Origin of the sequence: Nitrincola nitratireducens, assembly GCF_000585235.1 — a bacterium.
Taxonomy (GTDB): domain Bacteria; phylum Pseudomonadota; class Gammaproteobacteria; order Pseudomonadales; family Balneatricaceae; genus Nitrincola; species Nitrincola alkalisediminis.
In genome coordinates, this window is sequence record NZ_AONB01000017.1 from 26,280 (window position 1) to 47,904 (window position 21,625).

Here is a 21,625-nt window from a genome sequence, read left to right on the forward strand (position 1 = left end):
ATCATTTTAAACTGACTTGGACTCAAGCGCAGAGTTCAATGCGGCATAGGCTTTTTTCAACCACACTTTCACACGTTGACGTTCCATAATACCAAGATGGTTTTCACCTTCTTTAATATTGGCTGCACCCCAAAAACTGAAGGAGGAGTGTTCAATTTTGCGCATGGTCGCTGCATGTAAGCAGGGCAGCTCAATCGAGGTCGCCTTAGTTAAGTCACTTGTTAGAAAGGCATCAACCTTTGAAAAATCAGAACCTCTGCCCAAATTTTTGACTACGACACACTTCAACTGATCAGAGTAACGTTGACTGAATGCTTTTAATAACGACAAGGAATCCAGACCATCATCCACCACATACCATGCCAGCAATTCAATATTTAACTCTTCGCAAAGTTCCGCCACACCATTCTCGTTCATCCAAAGGTCAAGAAATCGTTCACTCTGAGCTGGCAAGTCAATTAGGACATCAACATCCTTTTCAACAACCGTTTCAATAATCTGGTCGGCACCTTCAAAATCGTCCAACACAATACGCCGTGTAGACTGTCCGTACGACCGCGTTAAGGTTGCATGGGACTGATCGGCATCCATACCGATAAAAGGCATAGCATTATCCAAAAAATACTGCGACAGTAAGCGCGAAAGAACCGATTTACCAACTCCGCCTTTCTCTCCGCCAACAAAATGAACACGACGCATATCGATCTCCTAAAGAGCATAAATTCATTAATGGGGCAGGTCTAATCATATTATTAGTATATGAAGGTTAGTGTACAAAGAAATGGCTATAGATGCAGAATTAATTTTCGGCATCTTAGCTGAATCTAGAATGAAGCTCTTATGATCGAGGCAATATGAAGGGGGAAGGGATTAAGATAATGTCAAAGCTGGAAACTAACACACCCGAATAGAATAAAGATCTATCTGTGCAGATAAAACCCGTTTGTCGACTTACAAATAGAGTGAAATTAATCGAGAACGTTTTTCACCGATCAGGTAAATAACCACCTTAGCGATCTTTTTAATCTTGTGTGCCTATATAGCACACACCCTTGACAACTTGGATTCGTATGCCATAATGACACACAATGCTGATTAATATGATTAACCCTAGTGAATGACAGCATTCGCCACTTATGGCGAAAAACTAAGACCAAAAATAGGAGAAAACAATGACCGTCGTAGCACCAAAGGACGCAAGGCTAGTTGCACGTGTTTCGCAGGATGTTCAGGAATTTGTAAAAAATGCTGCGGATCTGTCTGGTGCAACACTGTCTCAATTTATCGTAGAGGCCGTAACAACCAAGGCCCGATCGGTTTACGAAAGTGAGCATAGCATTCGCCTCTCAATGCAGGGAGCAGAAACTGTTTTTGCCGCTCTAGACAATCCGCCACCAATCAATAGCAAACTTTTGGCCGCTGCCAAAACGTTTAACGAAAAAGGTGGTTTTAAATATGCTGAAGACAGTGCAACTTGATAAGAAACAACACGACCGTAACAACTTTGATTGCGGTGTTGAAGCTTTAAACGTCTACCTAGCGAAACATGCCAGCAGTTCAGATCAACGCTCACTGACTAAAACGTTTGTTCTCGTTGATTCTGAACAACCTAAGAGAGTCATCGGTTTTTATACACTGGCTTATGCAACTGTATCTGTACGAGATGGCTTTCCTCGACTCAAAAACTATCCTCACCCCGTGCCAGCCTTAAAGCTAGCTCGTATGGCTGTAGATAAAAATTTCAAAAACCATCGCTTCGGTGAACAGCTGCTACTTGAATGCATTAGAAAAACAGCACTTGCTGCTCAACCTGATAGTCCTGCAGCAGTAATAGGACTCTTTGTTGACGCGAAAGAAGATACTGTTGATTTTTACAAACAATATGGCTTTATCGAAGCTAGCTGCGAAAACACACACAGCCTCTACCTCCCCATAAAGACTTGCGAGAAGACAGCTTTAGCCATGGAAAACGGTTAAACGTGAAAATTGATCAGGCTTGTGATCCACCTGATCGCAGTCGTCTTCGCCTGATAATCGCTTTCGAGGAAAGAGTTAAGCAGACTCTATCCATTCAACAGGGGTATTGGAGGAGAGTTGAATGATCTGAGAATGAATGGAGCTCATCGATGCTGAGAAATAACTGCTGAATAGACACAAAAAATCCGATTAAAAAGCTTAATCGGATTTTCTGAGGCTATTTAACTAAATGCATTTCTTAAGTGAACAGCATTAGCCATTCGACTGTTTTTTTATTCCGGTTTCATTTTATATGAAACGCCATTTCACTATAGAAAGCATTTTACTTCAAATGAGATCTGATAGCTTAAACATCCAAGTTAGAAACATTCAGCGCATTATGCTCAATAAACGCTCTACGGGGCTCAACATCATCACCCATCAGTGTCGCGAATAGCTGATCAGCCGCAATCGCATCATCAATGGTAACCTGTAGCATGCGTCTTGCATCGGGGTCCATGGTGGTTTCCCAGAGCTGGTCTGGGTTCATTTCACCCAATCCTTTGTAACGCTGAATCGAGTTTCCTTTACGAGAGATCTCCAACAACCACTTGATCCCATCACCCAAGTTTCTTAGGGGATACTTACGCTCGCCACGTTGCAAGAATGCGCCTTCTTCAAGCAAGGCTTGCATCTCGGCACCTAACTCGGCAATTGCCTTGTAATCTCTTGATCTAAAGAAGTCTTGGTCAAACGTATAACGCGTATCCACACCGTGCTGCGTCAAGATCACTTGAGGAATAAACTGGCTATGCTCGCGGTCTTCAATGACTGAGCAGCCATACCAAGCAGAGCTTGAACTCACGTAGTCCATTAAGTAGGTCGACAGGGTATCTACCCATGCTTGGACTGCTTCACGTGAAGCAAGTGAATCAACGCTCAGCTGCGGCAAATACAGCAACTGTGACAAAACTGAACTCGGATACACACGACTGATACGTGCAATAAGCGACTCAACATGACGATAACGTGAGATCAAAGACTCCAGTGCTGCACCAAGGATTGGAGGCGCTTCAGCACTTGGGAATAGGGACGTGCCATCTAAAGCACCTTGGAGAAGGTACTGTTCCAGTGCGGCTTCATCTTTTAGGTATTGCTCTTGCTTACCTTTCTTCACTTTATACAAAGGTGGCTGAGCAATGTAGATATGCCCGCGCTCGATGATGGATGGCATTTGACGGAAGAAAAAGGTCAATAGCAGGGTGCGGATATGCGAACCATCGACGTCAGCATCTGTCATGATAATGATGCTGTGATAACGCAATTTATCGGCATTAAACTCTTCACGACCTATCCCACAGCCTAACGCCGTGATCAAGGTACCCACTTCAGTTGAGGTCAGCATCTTATCAAAACGTGCTTTTTCAACATTCAAGATTTTACCTTTGAGTGGCAAAATAGCTTGTGTACGGCGGTCACGACCTTGCTTAGCAGAACCACCCGCCGAGTCACCCTCCACCAGGTAGAGTTCAGACAACGCAGGGTCTTTTTCTTGGCAGTCAGCCAATTTACCAGGCAAGCCTGCGATATCCAACGCACCTTTACGACGCGTCATTTCACGCGCCTTGCGGGCAGCCTCACGCGCACGTGCCGCATCTATCATTTTAGACACGATGGCTTTGGCATCTGAAGGGCTCTCCAACAGATAATCAGACAAGTGCTGCGCCATCAGCTGTTCAACCGCCGTCTTTACTTCAGATGAAACCAGTTTATCTTTGGTTTGCGAGGAGAACTTTGGATCCGGCACTTTAACCGAAATGATGGCATTTAAGCCTTCACGGCTATCATCACCCGTGGTTGCCACTTTGCCGTTTTTATTCAGCTGCTCAGACTCAATGTAGTTGTTTAAACAACGTGTCAGCGATGCTCTAAAGCCCGACAGGTGAGTCCCGCCATCACGCTGAGGAATGTTGTTTGCAAAACAGTGAATGCTCTCCTGGAAACCGTCATTCCACTGCATGGCCACTTCAACACCCACACCGTTCTCATGCATGGCATTAAAATGAAATACAGAGTTAACCGTGGATTTATTCTGGTTGAGATAGGCAACAAAAGACGCAAGGCCCCCTTCGTATTCGAAAATCTCTTCACGGCCTGCACGCTCATCTTTTAAGCGGATACGAACACCCGAATTTAGAAAAGACAGCTCACGCAAACGCTTTGCTAAGATATCAAATTGGAAGTGGATATTGCTAAACGTTTCTTCAGACGGCTTGAAGCGAACAATCGTTCCTGTGGAATCTGTTTCACCTACGATTTTCAAAGGCGCTTGTGGCACACCGTGGTGATAGATCTGCTCATGCACCTTACCATCACGACGTATGGACAGTTTAAGCTCACTGGAGAGCGCATTTACAACGGATACACCCACACCATGCAAACCACCCGACACCTTGTAAGTATTGTCATCAAACTTACCGCCGGCGTGCAAAACAGTCATAATCACTTCAGCGGCTGAAACACCTTCACCTTCGTGAATGTCCGTCGGAATACCACGACCATTGTCGGCAACAGAGACGCTTTCATCCGGATGGATAATTACCGTCACTTCAGAACAGTAACCCGCCAGCGCTTCGTCAATTCCATTATCAACTAACTCAAACACCATATGATGAAGACCACTGCCATCATCGGTATCACCGATATACATACCCGGGCGTTTTCTAACCGCATCAAGCCCTTTTAGGACTTTAATACTAGTTGAGTCATAACTATTATGGTTTTCACCACTCATTTTAATCTCCTAGCGCAACCTTGTGCGATAACCGTCCAGAATCCAGATGAAAGAGCGACAGATCGATATCCGCAGCCCAAAATTGCGTCATAGTGTCAGGATCGACACAGGTTATAAAACATTGATCCAAACTTTGACTGATAAAATCACAGAATAAACGACAGTGTTTATCATCAAGCTCAGAAGGCAAATCATCGAATAAATAAATACAGGGGCGATTCGAATATCGACGATACAGGGATCCTTGTGCCAACTTCAGGGCGCTGACAACCAGTTTCTTCTGACCACGTGATAGGATATCAGCCGCATTCTTCTGCTCCAGGCGAAAACGCAAATCAGCTCTCTGTGGCCCCAAATGTGTGAAGCCATGCTGTAGATCACGAGCAAAGTTTTCTTCAAGCATATCAGCCAACGCACGCTTGCGATCCCAGCCAGCCGAAAAGCCAAGTCGTATTGGAACGTCACCTAATAAAACAGACAGAATCTGCTCGAACTCAGGAATCAGCGCTTGAATGTATCGGTCTCGAAGATCCGTTAGGGCTTGCCCTTGCTCGACAAATTCTCGGTTCCACACCTGCATTTGTACTGGGTCTATCTTACCATATTTCAGCAATGAATTCCGTTGTTTCAGCGCACGTTTAAAGCTCCTCCAGCACGTAATAAACGCTGACTCAGAGTGAAAACAACCCCAATCCAAAAACTGTCGGCGTACCGTGGGACTTCCGTCTAGTAACTCAAAGGTACCTGAGTGAATAACTTGCACAGGCAACAATGCGGCTAGCTCTGCCGAATCGAGCGTACGACCATCATAACGCGCTTTAACACCGCCTTGATCGTCACGCTCAACACCTAGCGCCGACAAGCGCTGCTCAGAAAATGGATCAATACGCGCAAACACCAGAGCGTGATGAGCCCCTTGAGACATTAGATGACGAAACTGACTGGTGCGAAAAGAACGTGTGGTGGCTAGAAAATGAATGGCCTCCAAGACACTGGTTTTACCACTGCCATTCGCACCATATAGAATATTTACACGAGAGACAGGCGTTAAATCAGCCTGACTTAGATTGCGGATATTCGTAATTTTAATTCGTTTTAGGGTCATTGATGAGATCATAACGAGCGACTGCAGGTATCAGTCGCTCGCTGTCAGACGGTTGACTACATGCGCATCGGCATTACAACATACATCGCATCGGTTTCATCAAACCCTTGGATCAATGCACTGCTATTGGAATCCGATAAGTTAAAACGTACTACATCCGTATTTAGAATCGACAAGACATCTAAAAGGTAATTGACGTTAAACCCTATCTCGATACTTTGCCCCTCAAAATCAACGGACAAAGACTCTTCCGCTTCTTCCTGTTCAGGGTTGTTTGCCGACACTTGCAGCAAGCCGTCATTGATGTTTAAACGCACACCACGATACTTCTCATTGGATAAAATCGCGATACGCGTAAATACCTGGCGTAACTCCAAACGATCGCCCAGCAGCGTTTTATCACTGTTACGCGGAATAACGCGGTTGTAATCCGGAAACTTGCCATCTACGAGTTTAGAGGTAAAAGTGAAATCTCCGACAACGGCACGAATGTGGTTTGCACCAATCACCAACTGAACGGGGGTGTCGCCACCTTGCAATAAGCGAGCAAGTTCAAGAATCCCTTTTCTTGGCACAATGATTTGGTGGAACAGTGTCGAGTCTACATCAACCGCCGCAGAACAGGTCGCTAGTCGATGGCCATCTGTGGAGACAGCTCGAAGCAGACCGTCTTTAACTTCCAACAGCATTCCGTTCAAATAATAACGAACGTCCTGTTGCGCCATAGAAAAACCCGTTCGTTCGATTAAATGACGCAGGGAAGATTGAGGCAACGAAAGGGTTAAGGCTTCAGGACTGTCTTCAACATTTGGAAAGTCAGCCGCTGGCAAGGTCGACAAAGAGAATCGACTGCGACCCGAACGTAACGACGCCTTCGCACCATCACACTCGATCTCGATGCGCGCATCGTCGGCTAACGACTTACAGATATCCATCAGTTTTCGAGCAGGAAGCGTAACAGCTCCTGGTTCAACCACTTCGGCAACAGGAATCCGAGCCACTAGCTCGACTTCTAAATCGGTACCGGTCAAGGACAATTGGCCTTGATCCGCAACCAATAGGACGTTTGACAGTACCGGCATTGTCTGACGGCGCTCTACGACACCTGCCACTAACTGAAGTGGCTTTATTAGTGCTTCTCTGGAAATAACGAATCTCATGGCTGTCTTACCTTAGTCAGGATCCGGACGCTACGCCGTCAGGTGACGCAGCAGGTTTTTATAATCTTCACTGATGTCAGCATCGGTTTCCCTAAGCTCTTTGATTTTACGACACGCATGAAGAACGGTTGTATGGTCTCGTCCACCAAAAGCATTCCCAATTTCGGGAAGACTATGGTTCGTCAACTCTTTCGAAATGCTCATTGCAACTTGACGAGGCCTAGCCACTGAACGACTTCTACGCTTGGATAGAAGGTCAGCGATCTTAATCTTATAGTACTCAGCGACCACTCTCTGAATATTATCAATGCTGACTTGCTTATCCTGTAAGGCCAACAAGTCTTTTAAAGACTCTTTAATGAAAGGTGTTGATATAGTGCTACCGGTGAAGTGAGCATTCGCTATCACTCGCTTAAGCGCACCTTCAAGCTCTCTTACATTAGAGCGTATCTTTTGTGCGAGAAAAAACGCAGAATCATGGGGTAACTGAATCCTCGCTTCCTGCGCCTTTTTCATCAAAATTGCAACACGTGTCTCAAGCTCGGGAGGCTCAATTGGAACCGTTAGTCCCCAGCCAAAACGCGATTTAAGACGCTCTTCAACACCACTAATTTCTTTTGGATAACGATCACTGGTTAAAATTAATTGCTGACCACCTTCCAAAAGCGCATTGAAGGTGTGGAAAAACTCTTCTTGTGAACGCTCCTTGCCAGCAAAGAATTGAATATCATCGATGAGCAACGCATCAACAGATCGATAATAACGCTTAAAATCATTAAAGGCATTTAATTGTAAGGCTTTTACCATATCCGCGACGAAACGCTCAGAGTGCAAATAAAGAATCCGAGCATTTGGATTGCGACGCAGCATCTCACAACCCACGGCATGCATTAAGTGTGTTTTACCTAAGCCAACACCGCCATATATAAAGAGAGGGTTGTAGCCACCACCAGGGTTGTCAGCAACCTGTTGCGCCGCGGCCAGTGCCAACTGGTTCGATTTACCTTGAACAAATGCCTGAAACGTAAATGCCGGATTAAGGTTTGATTGATGCTTGACACCACCTTCGACATCGACTTTGCGCGGTTTACGTTTACGCGTATCTTCTGCAGGCAGCATTTCGAGCTCAAGTTGAGGCTCAGGCATGGCTTGCATATCCGAAGCGGATTCAGAACCAACAGAAGGTATATCGTATGACGTCGTTGACAAAGACTCACTATAGTGAGCCTCCTGAGCGGGCACATACACCGGATCATTTGACAAGACTGTCGGCGTCACAGGTGCGGGACTTCTTGCATCCGTTGTTTGAGCAACTGGCACTGATGCTACTGGATTCGACGGTCTTAGCAAAGGCTGCGCGGAGCCAGACTGAGCAATTTCAATCATCACTTCAGCACTAATGCTACCGGTCAAATGGCTAAAGGCTTGCCTGATATGACTTAAGTACTTATCGCTCACCCAATCTTTAACAAAACGGTTAGGCGCCAATAAGACGAGAAGATCGGTTTGACACTGAGCTAATCTAAGTGGCCTAATCCAGGTATTGTACTGCTGAGCCGGAAACTCATCCCGCAGACTGGACAGGCAGCGCTCCCATAACTCGTCAGACATGAATAACCTCTGTCAACACACATTAACCCATCGATAATAAACGTCTATTCTATCGGTTCATCGTAAACTTATCCACAATGAATCGCACCCTCAACCCTGACAGAGCAAGAATTAAATAAAATAACAAAGTATTTGCAAGCACAAGCAAGGGCGAATATAATCTCGCGTCTGATTTTTTATATAAAACGTGGCAACTAACGTGGAAAACCGTGGTAAACGTGCAAATAACACGCGCGGCAACCCTAAATCACGTAGCTAACACGTAAGAGCTCTCACGTAAGCAGGACTGGTGCAATGAAAAGAACATTTCAACCTAGCGTTTTAAAGCGCGCTCGTACACATGGTTTCCGTGCTCGCATGGCAACAAAAAACGGCCGTCAGGTTTTAAACCGTCGCCGTGCTAAAGGCCGCAAAAGTCTGACTGTTTAATTCAGTTCAGCGGTTTTCGACTCAATGGCCGAATTCGGATACCCCCGTCAGTTACGTCTGTTAACTGGCGGGGACTTCAAACAGGTATTCGACAGAGCCAGTCTAAAAGTATCAGACCCCTCTCTGTTGATCCTTGCGAATCCAAATCAGCTTGGTCACCCACGCATCGGCTTCGTTATTTCAAAAAAAAATGTACGCCGGGCTGTTAAACGTAACCGCATTAGACGTATTATTCGCGAATCCTTTCGACTCCAGCAACATGATTTACCAGCAATTGATATGGTAATCCTTGCTCGCAAGGGATTGGATACCCTCTCTAATGAAGAGATTGTAGCCTTAATTAACCGAAGCTGGTCAAAGCTGAAACGAAAAGCTTCTAACGTCCTTAAAGAAAACTAATGGTTTAATCGCGATGGATGTACAGCGAGTCATATTATTATCCGTATTGTCAGTGCTAACGTATTTTCTGTTTCTCCAGTGGAATCAGGACTACAATCAACCTGTTGCGCAAGAAATCAGTAGCAGTCCTGTGGTTGCACGTTCAGCATCTGATCTCCCTTCGGCTGAGTCAGTGTCCGCTGATATTCCAGCGGTTGTGACGAATGAACCCACTTCTATAGCGTCCGAACAGGCAACGTCACAAGCGTCTGTCATTAGCGTTATTACCGATGTCCTGGACATTCGTATTGATGCCAGAGGCGGCGATATCATTTATGCAGCCTTGCCAGAGCACAAAGCCCAATTAAACTCTCCGCAATCGTTTGTACTTTTAGAGCAAAATGCAAATCGAACCTACGTTGCACAGAGTGGCTTAGTGGGTCGAGACGGCCCTGATGGGCGTGCTGAAGGACGCCCTCTATACCGTTCGCCACAAGCTGAATACAGCTTAGATGATAATGATACGCTTGTCGTTGACTTGCTTTACACCACCGAGACTGGTGTTGAAATCATCAAACGCTATTCTTTTGAGCGCGGCAGTTATCGTGTAGGCATGCGCTACATTGTGAATAACCCGTCAGAAGAGGCGTTCAGAGCAACGCTCTTCGGGCAGTTAAAGCGCGACCGTAGTGCAGATCCAACCAGTTCAACGTCAATTGGTATGGCGTCCTACTTAGGCGCAGTCTTCTCAACTGAAGACAATAACTACCAAAAAGTCTCATTCAGTGACATGGACAAAGGTAACTTCCAGCGTACCAGTAACAGCGGTTGGGTTGCATTTAGCCAACATTACTTTGTATCTGCGTGGGTACCTGAAGCTGGTCAAGAGATCGCTTTCCAAACACGTCGTGCAAATAATGAATACATTGCTGGTTTCCTCGCCCCTACGTTTGAAGTGGCACCTGGTGCATCATTTGAATCCAGTGCAACCTTGTTTGTTGGTCCTAAGGATCAAAAACAACTTGAAGCAACAGCGCCTAATTTAAAGCTGACTGTTGATTACGGTTGGCTCTGGTGGATTGCTTACCCTCTCTACTGGTTACTAACGACTATTCAGAGCTTTGTAGGAAACTGGGGTCTAGCAATTATTGGGATCACCATCGTTGTTAAAGCAGCACTCTTTCACTTGAATGCAAAAGCCTTCCGCTCTATGGCCAAAATGCGCAAATTTGGTCCTGAAATGATGCGCATGAAAGAGCTTTACGGTGATGATCGCCAAAAAATGTCTCAGGAAATGATGAAGCTCTACAAAAAAGAGCAGATTAATCCCCTAGGCGGCTGTCTACCTATATTGGCTCAAATGCCTGTGTTCATTGCACTCTACTGGGTGTTGATGGAATCCGTTGAACTGCGTCATGCACCTTTCTTCGGATACATCCAAGATTTATCGGTAATGGATCCTTATTTCATTCTGCCGATTTTGATGGGTGTGACCATGTTCTTGCAGCAAAAGCTAAACCCGACACCACCGGACCCAATGCAAGCGAAGATTATGAAAATGCTTCCTATAGTTTTCACTTTCTTCTTCTTGTGGTTCCCTGCAGGTTTGGTATTGTACTGGTTAGTGAACAACATTCTGTCGATTGCTCAACAATGGTACATTACGAAGCAAATCGAGAAAGAAGACGTCAAAAAAGCGGCCTAGTGCTAGCTGAAAACACAAGAGGCTCCTTCGGGAGCCTTTTTGTTGTATAACGATACATGTGATCCCTGACTTGGAGTTTATTCATGCCACACTACACACAGGATACGATTGCTGCTCAAGCCACTGCACCCGGTAAAGGTGGTGTTGGGATTATCCGAGTATCAGGACCCGACTGTCTCAAAATTGCTGAAACGCTTTTGAAGTTAATCCCTAAGCCACGCTATGCGCATTATGGAGACTTCTTTTCCAGGGATGGAAGAGTGATCGATCAAGGCATTGCTCTGTATTTTCCAGGTCCAAACTCATTTACAGGAGAGGATGTTCTGGAGTTTCAAGCACATGGCGTCCAGTCGTTATGGATTTTATTTTACAAAATGTGATCGCACTGGGCGCTCGCGCTGCAAGGCCGGGAGAGTTTAGTGAACGGGCTTTCCTCAATGACAAACTAGATCTTGCCCAAGCCGAAGCCATTTCCGACCTAATCAACAGCACGTCCGAGCAAGCCGCACGTTGTGCACTTCGCTCACTGCAAGGCGAGTTTTCCAAGCGCATTCATCAACTGGTTGAGCGACTGATTCAGCTGAGAATTTATGTCGAAGCGGCCATCGATTTCCCAGAAGAAGAAATCGATTTTCTGGCGGATGGCAAAGTCCAAAGTGATCTTATCCACATTATGCAGGATCTAAAAGATGTGCAGAAAGAGGCCCATCAAGGCAGTCTGATGCGCGAGGGTATGAATGTCGTCATTGCAGGCAAGCCCAATGCGGGAAAATCAAGTTTACTCAATGCACTAGCAGGCCGTGAAACAGCCATTGTCACCGATATTGCCGGCACAACCCGAGATGTGCTGCGCGAACATATCCACATTGACGGCATGCCACTGCATATTATCGACACTGCGGGTTTACGCGATGCCCCCGATACTGTGGAGCAAATTGGAATCAACAGGGCATGGGAAGAAATACATAAGGCTGACCGCATTTTAATGGTGGTGGACTCCAGCGAAACACGCGCGCACACACCTGAGGAAATTTGGCCAGAGTTTGTTGCCCAACTAGCGCACACCACGCATATTACCGTTATACGCAATAAGATTGATCTACAAGCAGAGAAACCGCAACTTATTAGTAACAGTGAGTACTCACTGATTTCTATTTCAGCCAAACAAGGGGAGGGAATAGACTTATTGAGAGAGCACCTGAAAGCCTGCATGGGATTTAGCAGCACAACGGAAGGTGGCTTTATGGCTCGCCGTCGACACCTTGATGCGTTAGATAGGGCTCAACAACAGTTAGAGAAGGGCTTAGAGCAGCTGCAAGGCTTTAGTGCTGGTGAACTGCTGGCCGAAGATTTACGCGCTGCACAGCAGAGTTTAGGGGAGATTACAGGGGAAGTTACACCCGATGATTTACTTGGGCGAATTTTTTCGAGTTTTTGTATCGGGAAGTAAGTCTCCATTCACACACCACTGCGGCTAATATACGCAACGAGTATATCGACGCTACGGCGTCGATCCTCGATTAACAAATGGCTGCACAGCCTTTCCGATACCAAAGCCAATCTGATTAATTAATTCCTCAACAGACTCTCGCGACTTCAACAAAGCCAGATCAACCTTTTCAAGTTCATGACTCGTCAAATCCGAACTGGATAATACGATGATTTTAGCATCAGGCAGGGAAGCACGGATCTCCGGAAGCAGGTCCCACCCTGAACCATCGGGTAACGCTATGTCTAGCAGTACAACATCAAACCACGCATGAGATAGAGCACGTCTCGCGTCTTCAAGTGAGTGTGCAGAGGTCAATTCAAGCTGTTCTCCCAGCATTGCATTGATCACAGCCTGCAGATCAGCATCATCTTCTATGTGCAACACTCTGGGCCGATGGACGTGTTCTTTAGTTGGTTCAAATGTAGGTAACACGGCGGATGAATGAACAATCGGCAGCTCGACGAAAAAACGCGCCCCCTTACCTTCTTCGGATTCGAAATCGATACGCCCCCCCATTTTTTCAACTAACTCACGGGTAATCGCCAATCCTAAGCCAGTACCCTCTTTTGCACGAGTATCAGAAGCATCCGCCTGAGCAAAGCGTTGAAATATTTTGCTACGAAAGGAATCGGCTATACCTCGCCCCTTATCAATCACACTAATAATCACTTTTCTGTCTCTGATATCGGCCTTGACCCTAACCTCACCCTTGTCCGGAGAAAACTTAATTGCATTGGATAACAGATTCGCCAGAACCTGCATAAAGCGTTGAGAATCAACATATACACGCGTATCGGATAAATCGCTTGACGTAAATAAGAGACGAATACCTCGATCACGGCCGTAATCTTGGTTAGACTCCACAGCCTGCTCAATCAAAGGCATCAAGGCTTGAACCTCCATGTCATAATGCAATTTGCCAGACGTGATCTTTTCAATATCTAGCAAATCATTGATTAAATTCGTCAAGCGCTTACTGTTTCGATAGGCAGTTGCCAGCAATGTTAGAGCTTTTTCTGGAAGTTCGCCTAAACCGCCCCCAACTAATAATCCCAATGCGCCGGAGATTGAGGTGAGGGGCGTACGCAGTTCATGGCTCACAGTAGAAATAAATTCACTTTTCATTTTATCCAAGCGTTTAGGTTCGGTGATGTCTTCGGCAATACCCAAATAACCCGTAATCTCACCTGCATCATTGCGCATAGGTGTTACCACTAACGATACTGGGAAACGACGTTGATTCTTATGAACGTATGTCCATTCACGCTTTTCTGCTCCCGTTTGCTCAGCTTTTTCAACAAACACCCTAAAACCCTTAATCGGGTAGCCTAACTCAGTACTCAACTCTGCAGACCGTTGCTCAACTTCATCCATCAAATGTAAGCATGCGGGGGTTTCTTTACCCACTAAATCGACAGCCTTGTAGCCTAACATCATTTCAGCACCTTTATTAAAGACTGTGATGACACCCTGTTTGTCAGTCGCGATAATCGATATTTCGGATGCAGAATCGAGGACATTAGTCAGAAATTGTTCGACTTCACGAACCGCAAGGTTAGCGACCTTTTGCTCTTTAGCTAAACGATTCATTGCATGTGCCAAGGCCTTGACTTCCGGGTTGCCCTTGTCAGGAAAAACCTCATCTATGAGTCCATTATCAGCCATCTCTTCAATGCGTTTGGTCATTTTTTCCAACGACTGTGTGAGATTTCGTGCAAGCCACACACCAACGATTGCAATGAGTGTCGTTAAAATAAGTGCAATGAATAAAAATTGACGAAAAGACACTTGAGCAGGTGCAATCACCTCGCTATAAGGAACCGCTCGTAACACGATCCAGTTTGGCGAGCTCAGTTGCATGGTCGCAACTAAGAACGATTGCCCCATATCATTCAATACGATACTTGGTGGGGCCAAGTTTAAGGCGGCATCAACCAAGGCATCGGTTCCGTCTTTTGGCAGAGGCTCAGGTTTTTCAAAACGCTCACGCATAGAAACGAAAAGACGGTGTTGTGGATCAATAATGAATGTTATTGAGTTGCTTTCAACATCATGCTGACTGCTTTTGCTCAGCAATGGTGTATTCGCAAGATCCAACGACCCCCCAGCATAAGCAAGAATCTCTCCCTCAGAAGATAATACAGGTTGTAGATAGGAAATTAAGGGTACGCCAGTGACACGACCTAGAATAGGCTCTGAAATCACAGCCGTTTTCGTTTTCTGCGCCCTTCGAAAGTGAGGGCGATCCGCGTAGTTTGTCCCTAAACGCCCCTCGGTAAATTGACTCTCAGCAATCGCCGTCGCATTGGAATCGAAAACCAAAAGACCATCAGGAAACAGCTCCTTGGCAACCGAAGGCTGATTTAAAAGCATTTTAAGTGCTGGAGTCGTTAGTAATTCTCCATTTTCATTGAGTAAACGCGCAGCAAACGCTTCTAGACCCAACACTCTTTGTTGTTGAGTCAACTCTAGTTCAGTGGCTAATCGATGCAATTCTGACACATTGCGCTCAGACACCACTAACTCATAATCCGCTATTTTTAATTTGTATACGGTCATCAACATACCGCCTACCAGTGTGCTACTGATAACAAGCACCAGTAGGATAATTCGCATGCTCAAGGACAGATTCGTCAACTGCACACCTCGGGTAACAGAACATAAAACTCAGCGCCACCACCGGTAGCCTCTCGATAATTGACTTCGCCTCCAAGCTGTTGAGTAATCTCTCGCGTGATTGCTAACCCCAACCCTGTCCCGGGTAGCTTGCGCCTATCACTGCTGTCCGCTTGAGAAAAGCGCTGAAATAGCTGACTACGAAACACAGGATCCACTCCAGGTCCATGATCTCGCACAGCAACTTCTACAGCACTCTCTTTCGGCTCGACACGCACTTCAACCCCTGTATCTTCAGGGGAATGTTTAATTGCGTTGGACAGTAAATTGGTCAGCGCTTGTATCAAGCGTGGTCCATCAACGTTAACCCAGACATCCGGCCAAGTAAGAGGGGTCGTGATGGTTACTCTGTGCTGATCACCGTAACTCGCCATGGACTCAACAGCCTCATCAATTAAAGGGCCTAGCGCTTGCACTGACATATTCATCGTCATTTTTCCCGCAACCAGCTTTTCCATATCCAACAGATCATTGATTAGCGTTGCCAGACGCTGTACGTTCCGATCAGCATTACTCAACAACACCTTGGCTTTATCCGGTAAAATTCCTGCGGCTCCACCAGACAGTAATCCTAAAGAGCCCTTGATAGAAGTGAGTGGAGTACGCAGTTCATGGCTAACCGTGGCTATAAACTGATCTTTCATTTTATCCAGCCTTCGCCGTTCAGTGATATCTTCAATCAAAGACCAAATAACTCGCCTACCGTCTTGCTCCTCGCTCAGCATCCCTTGTAGGCGCACGGGGTAGCGACTGCCATCTTTGCGGATATATTCTTTTTCAAAGGGACCATAGCGGCCAAGCTTTGTTAAATCAGCAAGAGCTTTTTCTTCTTCAAGATGATAGTCGATTGGGGTTATATCCCTATAGCTCAGGGCAACAAACTCCTGACGGGTATAGCCCGTCGGAGCCAACAGCGCATCGTTTAAATCGATAAACTGACCACTCTCAAAGTCATTAAGCGCTATGCCAATTGGAGAAAACTCAAACAATCCTCGAAGACGCGCTTCATTACGTGCCAACGCCAAACGAGCCAACTCCTGCTCATGAATGTCTTGCAAATATCCATGCCATAAAACACTGCCATCCACAAGACGCTCTGGCCTTGCCTGCCCAAAAATCCAACGATACTGATTGTGCTCCGTGCGCACACGAAACGTGACTTGCCAATAGTCTAAAGTAACGGCAGAGTACTCGATTGAATTGCTAATTGTCTCCAAATCATCTGGGTGAATTCTACTAAATGCAGGGCTTGCATCCAACGCAGCCTCTTCTGGGGTCATACCATAGAGGTTCTGGATCTGTGGCGAACTGAAGGGGAATGACATGTGCCCATCAGCGTAGCGACGAAACTGATAAATGACACCGGGTAACTGCACCATTAGCTTTGTTAAACGTTCACTACTGAGGCTATTCGTTAATGCATCAGAAAGCCAACCGGCCAGCAAGCGCATAAACAACTGTTCGCTTTCATCGAATTCGTCTGCTCGAGGACGGCTAGAGGAAAAGTTCAATGTACCAAATGCATGGCCATCGACCTCAATCGTTATTCCAGCATACGAACCTAGAGGATACTCCTGATAGCAGGGATGAGAGTAAAACTCACTCAGTTCGGCATTCGCAATAAACAATTCATGCCTTTCAACTAAAAGATGGCCGGAAAAGAGCAATTGACACCAGGTTTGATCAAGTGAGAATTGTTGCCCTGGCACAACGCCCATCGTCGGCCCTGCATCCATCCACCGAACCGTATAAACGTCACCTTCTATCTGGCTAATAATCGCAAGATCCGCTTTTAAAAATTGCCGAGCGGTTGTTAATGCATTCTGTATTTTGCTGTCTAGTGTATCCTCTGACGCAAAGGCAATGTCGTTCAGCAACATCAACGCGTCATGATGTTTATTCATCTGACTCAGCGCATTGCGCTCACGAGTAATATCCACAATAAAGCCTTCAAGGATTTCGGGGTATTGTGGATCACTGCGTATGCATTTTCCACGCTCCTCAACCCAACGCCAATCTCCATCCAGATGACGCACTCGATATTCAACATGCCATTGCTCATTGATTGACATCGCCAAAGCCACTGCCTCATCCAAGCCTTGAGCATCATCGGGATGAATTAAATCAGCGTAGCTCACCCGTCTATTGCCAATCAGATCTTCTGCAGAATAACCACTTACACGATCAACTTGACCACTGATATACAGCATTGTCCAATTATTATCCGGCAAACAGCGATACGTCACCCCCGGCATATTGTCTATTAATGAGGACATCTCATCTCGACTGGCAATCAACTCAGACTCTAAGTTTGTGTAGGCTAAACGCGTCATTTCATCGGCTTGTATCAACTCTTCAACCGTACCCGCAAAGTCGACAAGCATATCGATTTGCTCTAAGGATAAACTTCGCGGAACTGTATCAATTAAGCATAGGGTACCAATGCAGTAACCTTCCGTCGTATGAAGAGGAGCGCTGGCATAAAAACGGATATTCGGTGTGTGTGTTACTAGCGGATTATCAAAAAAACGAGGATCGTCTAAAGCATTCTCGACGATCAAAGGCACATGACCGAGAATAGCATGACCACAAAAAGAAATATCGCGAGGTGTTTCCTCTGCATCGAGTCCTTGACGCGACTTAAACCACTGTCGATCCCTGTCAATCAAGGATACCAACACAATCGGCATTGAGAATACTTGACGAACCAGCCGCGTGATACGATCAAAGCGCTCTTCAGCTTTGCAACTCAGAAGACCTGTTGCATCCAATGCCCGCTGACGTTCTGCTTCATTTTCAGGGATCGGCGGTCGTTTCATAGTACCGTCCTAAATAGAATGTGTTAAGAAACTCTTCAATGTGTTGCTAAACAAGTACGATTTCGACCTGTATGTTTAGCGTTATACAATGCATTATCTGCACGCTCAAGCAGTGCTTCCGGACCATCATCCGGACACAAATGATTGTCAACCACGCCTGCAGAAAGCGTGCATGAAAAACTCTGACCATTAGCTGTAAATTGGATAGCTGCAAATGCTTCACGCATCGCATTCACCATACTCATAGCATTCTCAGCCGTACAGTCAATTAGCACGAGCGTAAACTCTTCACCACCATAGCGACCCAGCTTATCGGTGTTGCGAAAACGCTGACGCAATAAGGTCCCTACCGCTGAGATCACTAAGTCACCCACCGCATGGCCATAGGTATCATTCACACGTTTAAAGTGGTCTATATCCAGCATAACCACACTGAACACTTGCGGTTGCCTCTGAACATACTCCCAATGATTTTGTATGGCTTCTTTAATACTGGCGTGTTTAAGCAGGCCTGTGAGACTGTCTTGATTTTGAGTTTGTTTTAAGTGCCGAACCCTACGAACTCTGTCTTGGCACAAACGCACCAGAAACTCCATATCAAGTGGCTTTTCTACAAATGCATCTCCACCCATGAGTAAAGCTTGATGACGAAGATGAACGTTTGACTCAGCTGACAAATAAATCACCGGCATATGCGCCCAACGATCAACTTGCCTGAGTAAAGAGGCCATTTCTGCACCACTGATATCAGGTAACCAAAGATCCATCAAAATTAAATCTGGGTTAAAATGACTTACTGTTTCAAAGAGGGCTTGAGGATGGTCAAGGCAAACGACTTGCATGCCTGCCTGCTCAAGATATGATTGACAGTGTCGAGCCAAATCTTGGTCATCTTCTACAATCAAAAGACGTTCAGGTTCGACCTTTTCAGGTTTAATCAACTGTGCCAAAAATGAGGTCAGTTTGATCATGTCTAAGGGTTTAACAAAATAGCCATGACCGCCGCTGCGAAGTGCATTCAAACGCGCATTAAAGCTTTCTTCAGCGCCCATAAAAAGAATAGGGCAATCAATTGTCTTAAAGCACTCCTGCCAAAAGAGTACAGGGTCTGATAAAAGGGCTTTCGCTTGACTTCCGTGGTGATCGACTAAGATACAGTCTGGTGGTTTTGCTGGGTTATCGGCTAAATGCAAAGCATCACTAAAAGACTTCACGGAAAAACCAAAGCTTTGTAGTTGGTGAGTTAAATACTGCTGGAGTATTGTGTCGCGCTCAACTAACCAGATAAGCGGTTCTTCTAGAGATAAAGACGACTGACGCGTCTCAATACCAACGGATGGATTGGACTTTTGATCTGCTTTAAGGGCAGTTTGTAAATCATCTAGCCAGTCTGCAAATGGAAATGTTTCGTGTAATGGCTGTGGTGCTTTAAGGGCTTCAGAAAGAAGAGACTCATATTCTCGTACCTTACGACCTAGTTGTTGAAAACCAAAGGTCCCAGCAGACCCCGCCATTTTATGAAAACAGGAGTGCAGCAATTTAAGATATTCGGTATTTGACGCATCGTCTGTCAGTCGCTCAACCAGTATATCCAACTCCTTAAAATCCGTTTTTAAGCGTTTATTGTAGGCAATTCGGAGTGTTTCCATACGAGCCGTCAGCGAATTGGACGAGGCCTTAATCATTGAACCTCTCCCAAATAGCACGAACCTCATCGGCAAGCGTCATGGGATCAAAAGGTTTAGCAATCACCTCCGTAACCCCTAGCTGGCGATATCGGAGTAACTCATCAGGATAAACTTTTGCTGTCATAAACGCGACAGCTGTTTTTTCAGTAACCGATCCCTGTTTACGCAAGGCTTTTAAGGTTTCAGGACCGTCCATACTGGGCATCATCACATCGAGCAATATGAGTTGTGGCGCGAATGCATCTACTTCGACTAATGCGCTAGCACCCGATTCACAAACCTTAATCGTCAAACCGCCTACATCTCGCAAAGCCAACGTGGCAATTTCACGGATATCACAGTCATCTTCAACATACAAAACTTTTTCTAGCCTACTCATGCTCTCGGCCTTTGTATTTTAACGTTTGACGAACATTAGCATACATCTATAGGTTTTCTTATACTCTGGATGATACAACATCGACTCTTTACAATAGCCAATATTTAGCATGAAATCACCACAAGGGATAGGGCAATGAATTACTGGCTTGCAAAAACAGAACCGGATGAATTCAGTATCTACGACTTTGCCAACCTACCCACAACCGCTCTGCGCTGGGACGGTGTTCGTAACTATCAAGCCCGTAATTATTTAGCCGACATGCAACTCGCCGATAGGGTGTTGGTGTATCATTCAAGCTGCAAACAGATAGGGGTGGCAGGTATCGTAGAAGTGACCAAAACAGCCTATCCAGATCCCACGCAGTTTGACCCGGCATCTGTTTATTACGACCCCAAAAGCACGAAAACCACACCTCGATGGCAAGCCGTCGATATGCGCTTTGTTGAGGTGTTTAACGAGGTCTTACCCTTAAAGAGCCTAAAGACTCTGCCTGAACTAAACGACTGCCCCTTGGTTAAACCCGGCAGTCGTTTATCGGTTATACCGCTGTCTAGCCGCATGTTCGATGCGATCATCGCCTCAGCTTCGCGGCGCTGAAGGGGCTTTCAACTCAGGTGCGGCTTTGTGAGAAAGCACCTCCACAGATGCTCCTTTGGTAATCAGGCCAGGTTTAATGACCACTAGGTTTTGACCAAAAATAGCGCCGCCGGACGCTAAACGTCGATATTGGCTTAAGGTGCGCAAAGGCTCCTGCAACGTATTAAAGGTTTCGGCCCCCACGGGCAATGTAATCAACTTACAACGCTCACAAGGTGAATGAACGGAAAACTCGGCTTCACCGATCTTTACATGCAACCACTGATCCTCTGCAAATGGCAGATTCCCCGTGATCACAAGATTAGGCCGAAACTGATGTATATCAAATGAAGCAGGGCAACGTTCTTGCAACCATTCATGAGACGCTTCAGTGGCCAGAAGTAGGGGATAGCCATCGGCAAAACTGACTTCAGATGTTTCGACATCCTTCACAGGGCGATGCGTCAACTCACCGAAATACACCAACCGACAGTCAATCTGCAAAAACTCACTCAACCATTGGTCGGCTTCATCGCTGCACTTTTGTGCAGAAACAACTTGTCCCCAGACCTTAACCTCGACATAGGTCTCTGAAAACTCATTAATCACTAACGATAGGCTGTCTTTATCCACAGCCGAAAGCACTAAACCCGTCTCAGTAGCGTCGCCAACAAACGTGTTAATTTAGGATACTTACGCGCTGTGATAAACAGGCCGTCTTTATCCACTAGCATATAACGGCGATCTGCATTAAGACCTTTATAGTCAGCCCATGCACGGTCAATGCTGAGCGGTGCGCAGGATTTAACTGGATATATCACGATATCACTTACAAACAGACTCGACACAGTGCC

16 protein-coding genes and 2 pseudogenes are annotated in these 21,625 nt (G+C 45.8%); 7 read left to right on the forward strand and 11 right to left on the reverse strand.

What is annotated here, in order from left to right; genetic code table 11:
• Nucleotides 1–6: 6 nt before the first annotated feature.
• A complete protein-coding gene (locus D791_RS13665) occupies nucleotides 7–699 on the reverse strand; it encodes a P-loop NTPase family protein (RefSeq protein ID WP_036512736.1) in 693 nt (230 codons plus the stop codon).
• A gap of 473 nt (nucleotides 700–1,172) precedes the next feature.
• Between D791_RS13665 and D791_RS13670 the strand changes: the two genes are divergently transcribed.
• Complete coding sequence (locus tag D791_RS13670) at nucleotides 1,173–1,478, forward strand: type II toxin-antitoxin system TacA family antitoxin (protein WP_051514535.1); 306 nt, start codon at nucleotides 1,173–1,175, stop codon at nucleotides 1,476–1,478.
• Entirely contained in the window at nucleotides 1,456–1,977 is a 522-nt protein-coding gene (locus tag D791_RS13675) for a GNAT family N-acetyltransferase (protein WP_051514536.1), read from the forward strand. The genes D791_RS13670 and D791_RS13675 overlap by 23 nt, the downstream gene beginning before the upstream one ends.
• A 346-nt stretch (nucleotides 1,978–2,323) precedes the next feature.
• Here the strand turns inward: D791_RS13675 and gyrB are convergent, their stop codons facing one another.
• From gyrB to dnaA, 4 genes are read right to left on the reverse strand one after another with little or no spacing between them, the layout of a single operon-like run.
• Nucleotides 2,324–4,750 carry a DNA topoisomerase (ATP-hydrolyzing) subunit B gene (gene gyrB, locus D791_RS13680; protein WP_036512739.1) on the reverse strand — a complete coding sequence of 809 codons (2,427 nt, stop codon included), beginning with the start codon at nucleotides 4,748–4,750 and terminating at the stop codon, nucleotides 2,324–2,326.
• A gap of 1 nt (nucleotide 4,751) precedes the next feature.
• Nucleotides 4,752–5,855, reverse strand: coding sequence for a DNA replication/repair protein RecF (recF, locus tag D791_RS13685; RefSeq protein WP_036512742.1), 1,104 nt, complete (start codon nucleotides 5,853–5,855; stop codon nucleotides 4,752–4,754).
• A gap of 56 nt (nucleotides 5,856–5,911) precedes the next feature.
• Nucleotides 5,912–7,015 carry a DNA polymerase III subunit beta gene (gene dnaN / locus D791_RS13690; RefSeq protein ID WP_036512745.1) on the reverse strand — a complete coding sequence of 368 codons (1,104 nt, stop codon included), beginning with the start codon at nucleotides 7,013–7,015 and terminating at the stop codon, nucleotides 5,912–5,914.
• Nucleotides 7,016–7,045: 30 nt separating this feature from the next.
• Entirely contained in the window at nucleotides 7,046–8,626 is a 1,581-nt protein-coding gene (dnaA, locus tag D791_RS13695) for a chromosomal replication initiator protein DnaA (RefSeq protein WP_036512747.1), read from the reverse strand.
• A gap of 294 nt (nucleotides 8,627–8,920) precedes the next feature.
• Here dnaA and rpmH point away from each other — a divergent pair, with 294 nt between their 5' ends.
• The 4 genes and pseudogenes from rpmH (at nucleotide 8,921) to mnmE (ending at nucleotide 12,588) form a co-directional block, all read left to right on the forward strand.
• A complete protein-coding gene (gene rpmH, locus D791_RS13700; protein WP_036512751.1) occupies nucleotides 8,921–9,055 on the forward strand; it encodes a 50S ribosomal protein L34 in 135 nt (44 codons plus the stop codon).
• Between the two features lie 24 nt (nucleotides 9,056–9,079).
• Nucleotides 9,080–9,454, forward strand: coding sequence for a ribonuclease P protein component (gene rnpA / locus D791_RS13705; protein ID WP_036512754.1), 375 nt, complete (start codon nucleotides 9,080–9,082; stop codon nucleotides 9,452–9,454).
• 13 nt (nucleotides 9,455–9,467) lie between these two features.
• Nucleotides 9,468–11,138: a membrane protein insertase YidC gene (gene yidC / locus D791_RS13710; RefSeq protein ID WP_036512756.1), complete on the forward strand. Its 1,671-nt coding sequence runs from the start codon at nucleotides 9,468–9,470 to the stop codon at nucleotides 11,136–11,138.
• An 83-nt stretch (nucleotides 11,139–11,221) separates the two neighbouring features.
• Nucleotides 11,222–12,588 (forward strand): annotated as a pseudogene (mnmE, locus tag D791_RS13715) (tRNA uridine-5-carboxymethylaminomethyl(34) synthesis GTPase MnmE).
• 51 nt (nucleotides 12,589–12,639) lie between these two features.
• On the opposite strand, the gene D791_RS13720 reads toward mnmE, so the two are convergent.
• From D791_RS13720 to D791_RS13735, 4 genes are read right to left on the reverse strand one after another with little or no spacing between them, the layout of a single operon-like run.
• Nucleotides 12,640–15,267, reverse strand: coding sequence for an ATP-binding protein (locus D791_RS13720; RefSeq protein ID WP_089503640.1), 2,628 nt, complete (start codon nucleotides 15,265–15,267; stop codon nucleotides 12,640–12,642).
• Nucleotides 15,264–18,125 (reverse strand): PAS domain-containing protein, encoded by a 2,862-nt coding sequence (locus D791_RS13725; protein ID WP_036512759.1) that lies wholly within the window; start codon nucleotides 18,123–18,125, stop codon nucleotides 15,264–15,266. Before D791_RS13725 ends, D791_RS13720 begins: the two co-directional genes overlap by 4 nt.
• A gap of 35 nt (nucleotides 18,126–18,160) precedes the next feature.
• Nucleotides 18,161–19,810, reverse strand: coding sequence for a response regulator (locus D791_RS13730; RefSeq protein ID WP_036512762.1), 1,650 nt, complete (start codon nucleotides 19,808–19,810; stop codon nucleotides 18,161–18,163).
• Entirely contained in the window at nucleotides 19,803–20,192 is a 390-nt protein-coding gene (locus D791_RS13735; RefSeq protein WP_036512765.1) for a response regulator, read from the reverse strand. Before D791_RS13735 ends, D791_RS13730 begins: the two co-directional genes overlap by 8 nt.
• A gap of 135 nt (nucleotides 20,193–20,327) precedes the next feature.
• On the opposite strand from D791_RS13735, the gene D791_RS13740 reads away from it, so the two are divergent.
• Entirely contained in the window at nucleotides 20,328–20,792 is a 465-nt protein-coding gene (locus D791_RS13740; protein WP_036512768.1) for an EVE domain-containing protein, read from the forward strand.
• Here D791_RS13740 and D791_RS13745 read toward each other — a convergent pair.
• Together D791_RS13745 and D791_RS19125 are read right to left on the reverse strand one after the other, a co-directional pair.
• Entirely contained in the window at nucleotides 20,775–21,254 is a 480-nt protein-coding gene (locus D791_RS13745; protein WP_337588662.1) for an MOSC domain-containing protein, read from the reverse strand. The genes D791_RS13740 and D791_RS13745 overlap by 18 nt on opposite strands.
• A gap of 75 nt (nucleotides 21,255–21,329) precedes the next feature.
• Nucleotides 21,330–21,619: pseudogene (locus tag D791_RS19125) on the reverse strand (MOSC domain-containing protein); the annotation flags it as partial.
• Nucleotides 21,620–21,625: the final 6 nt, after the last annotated feature.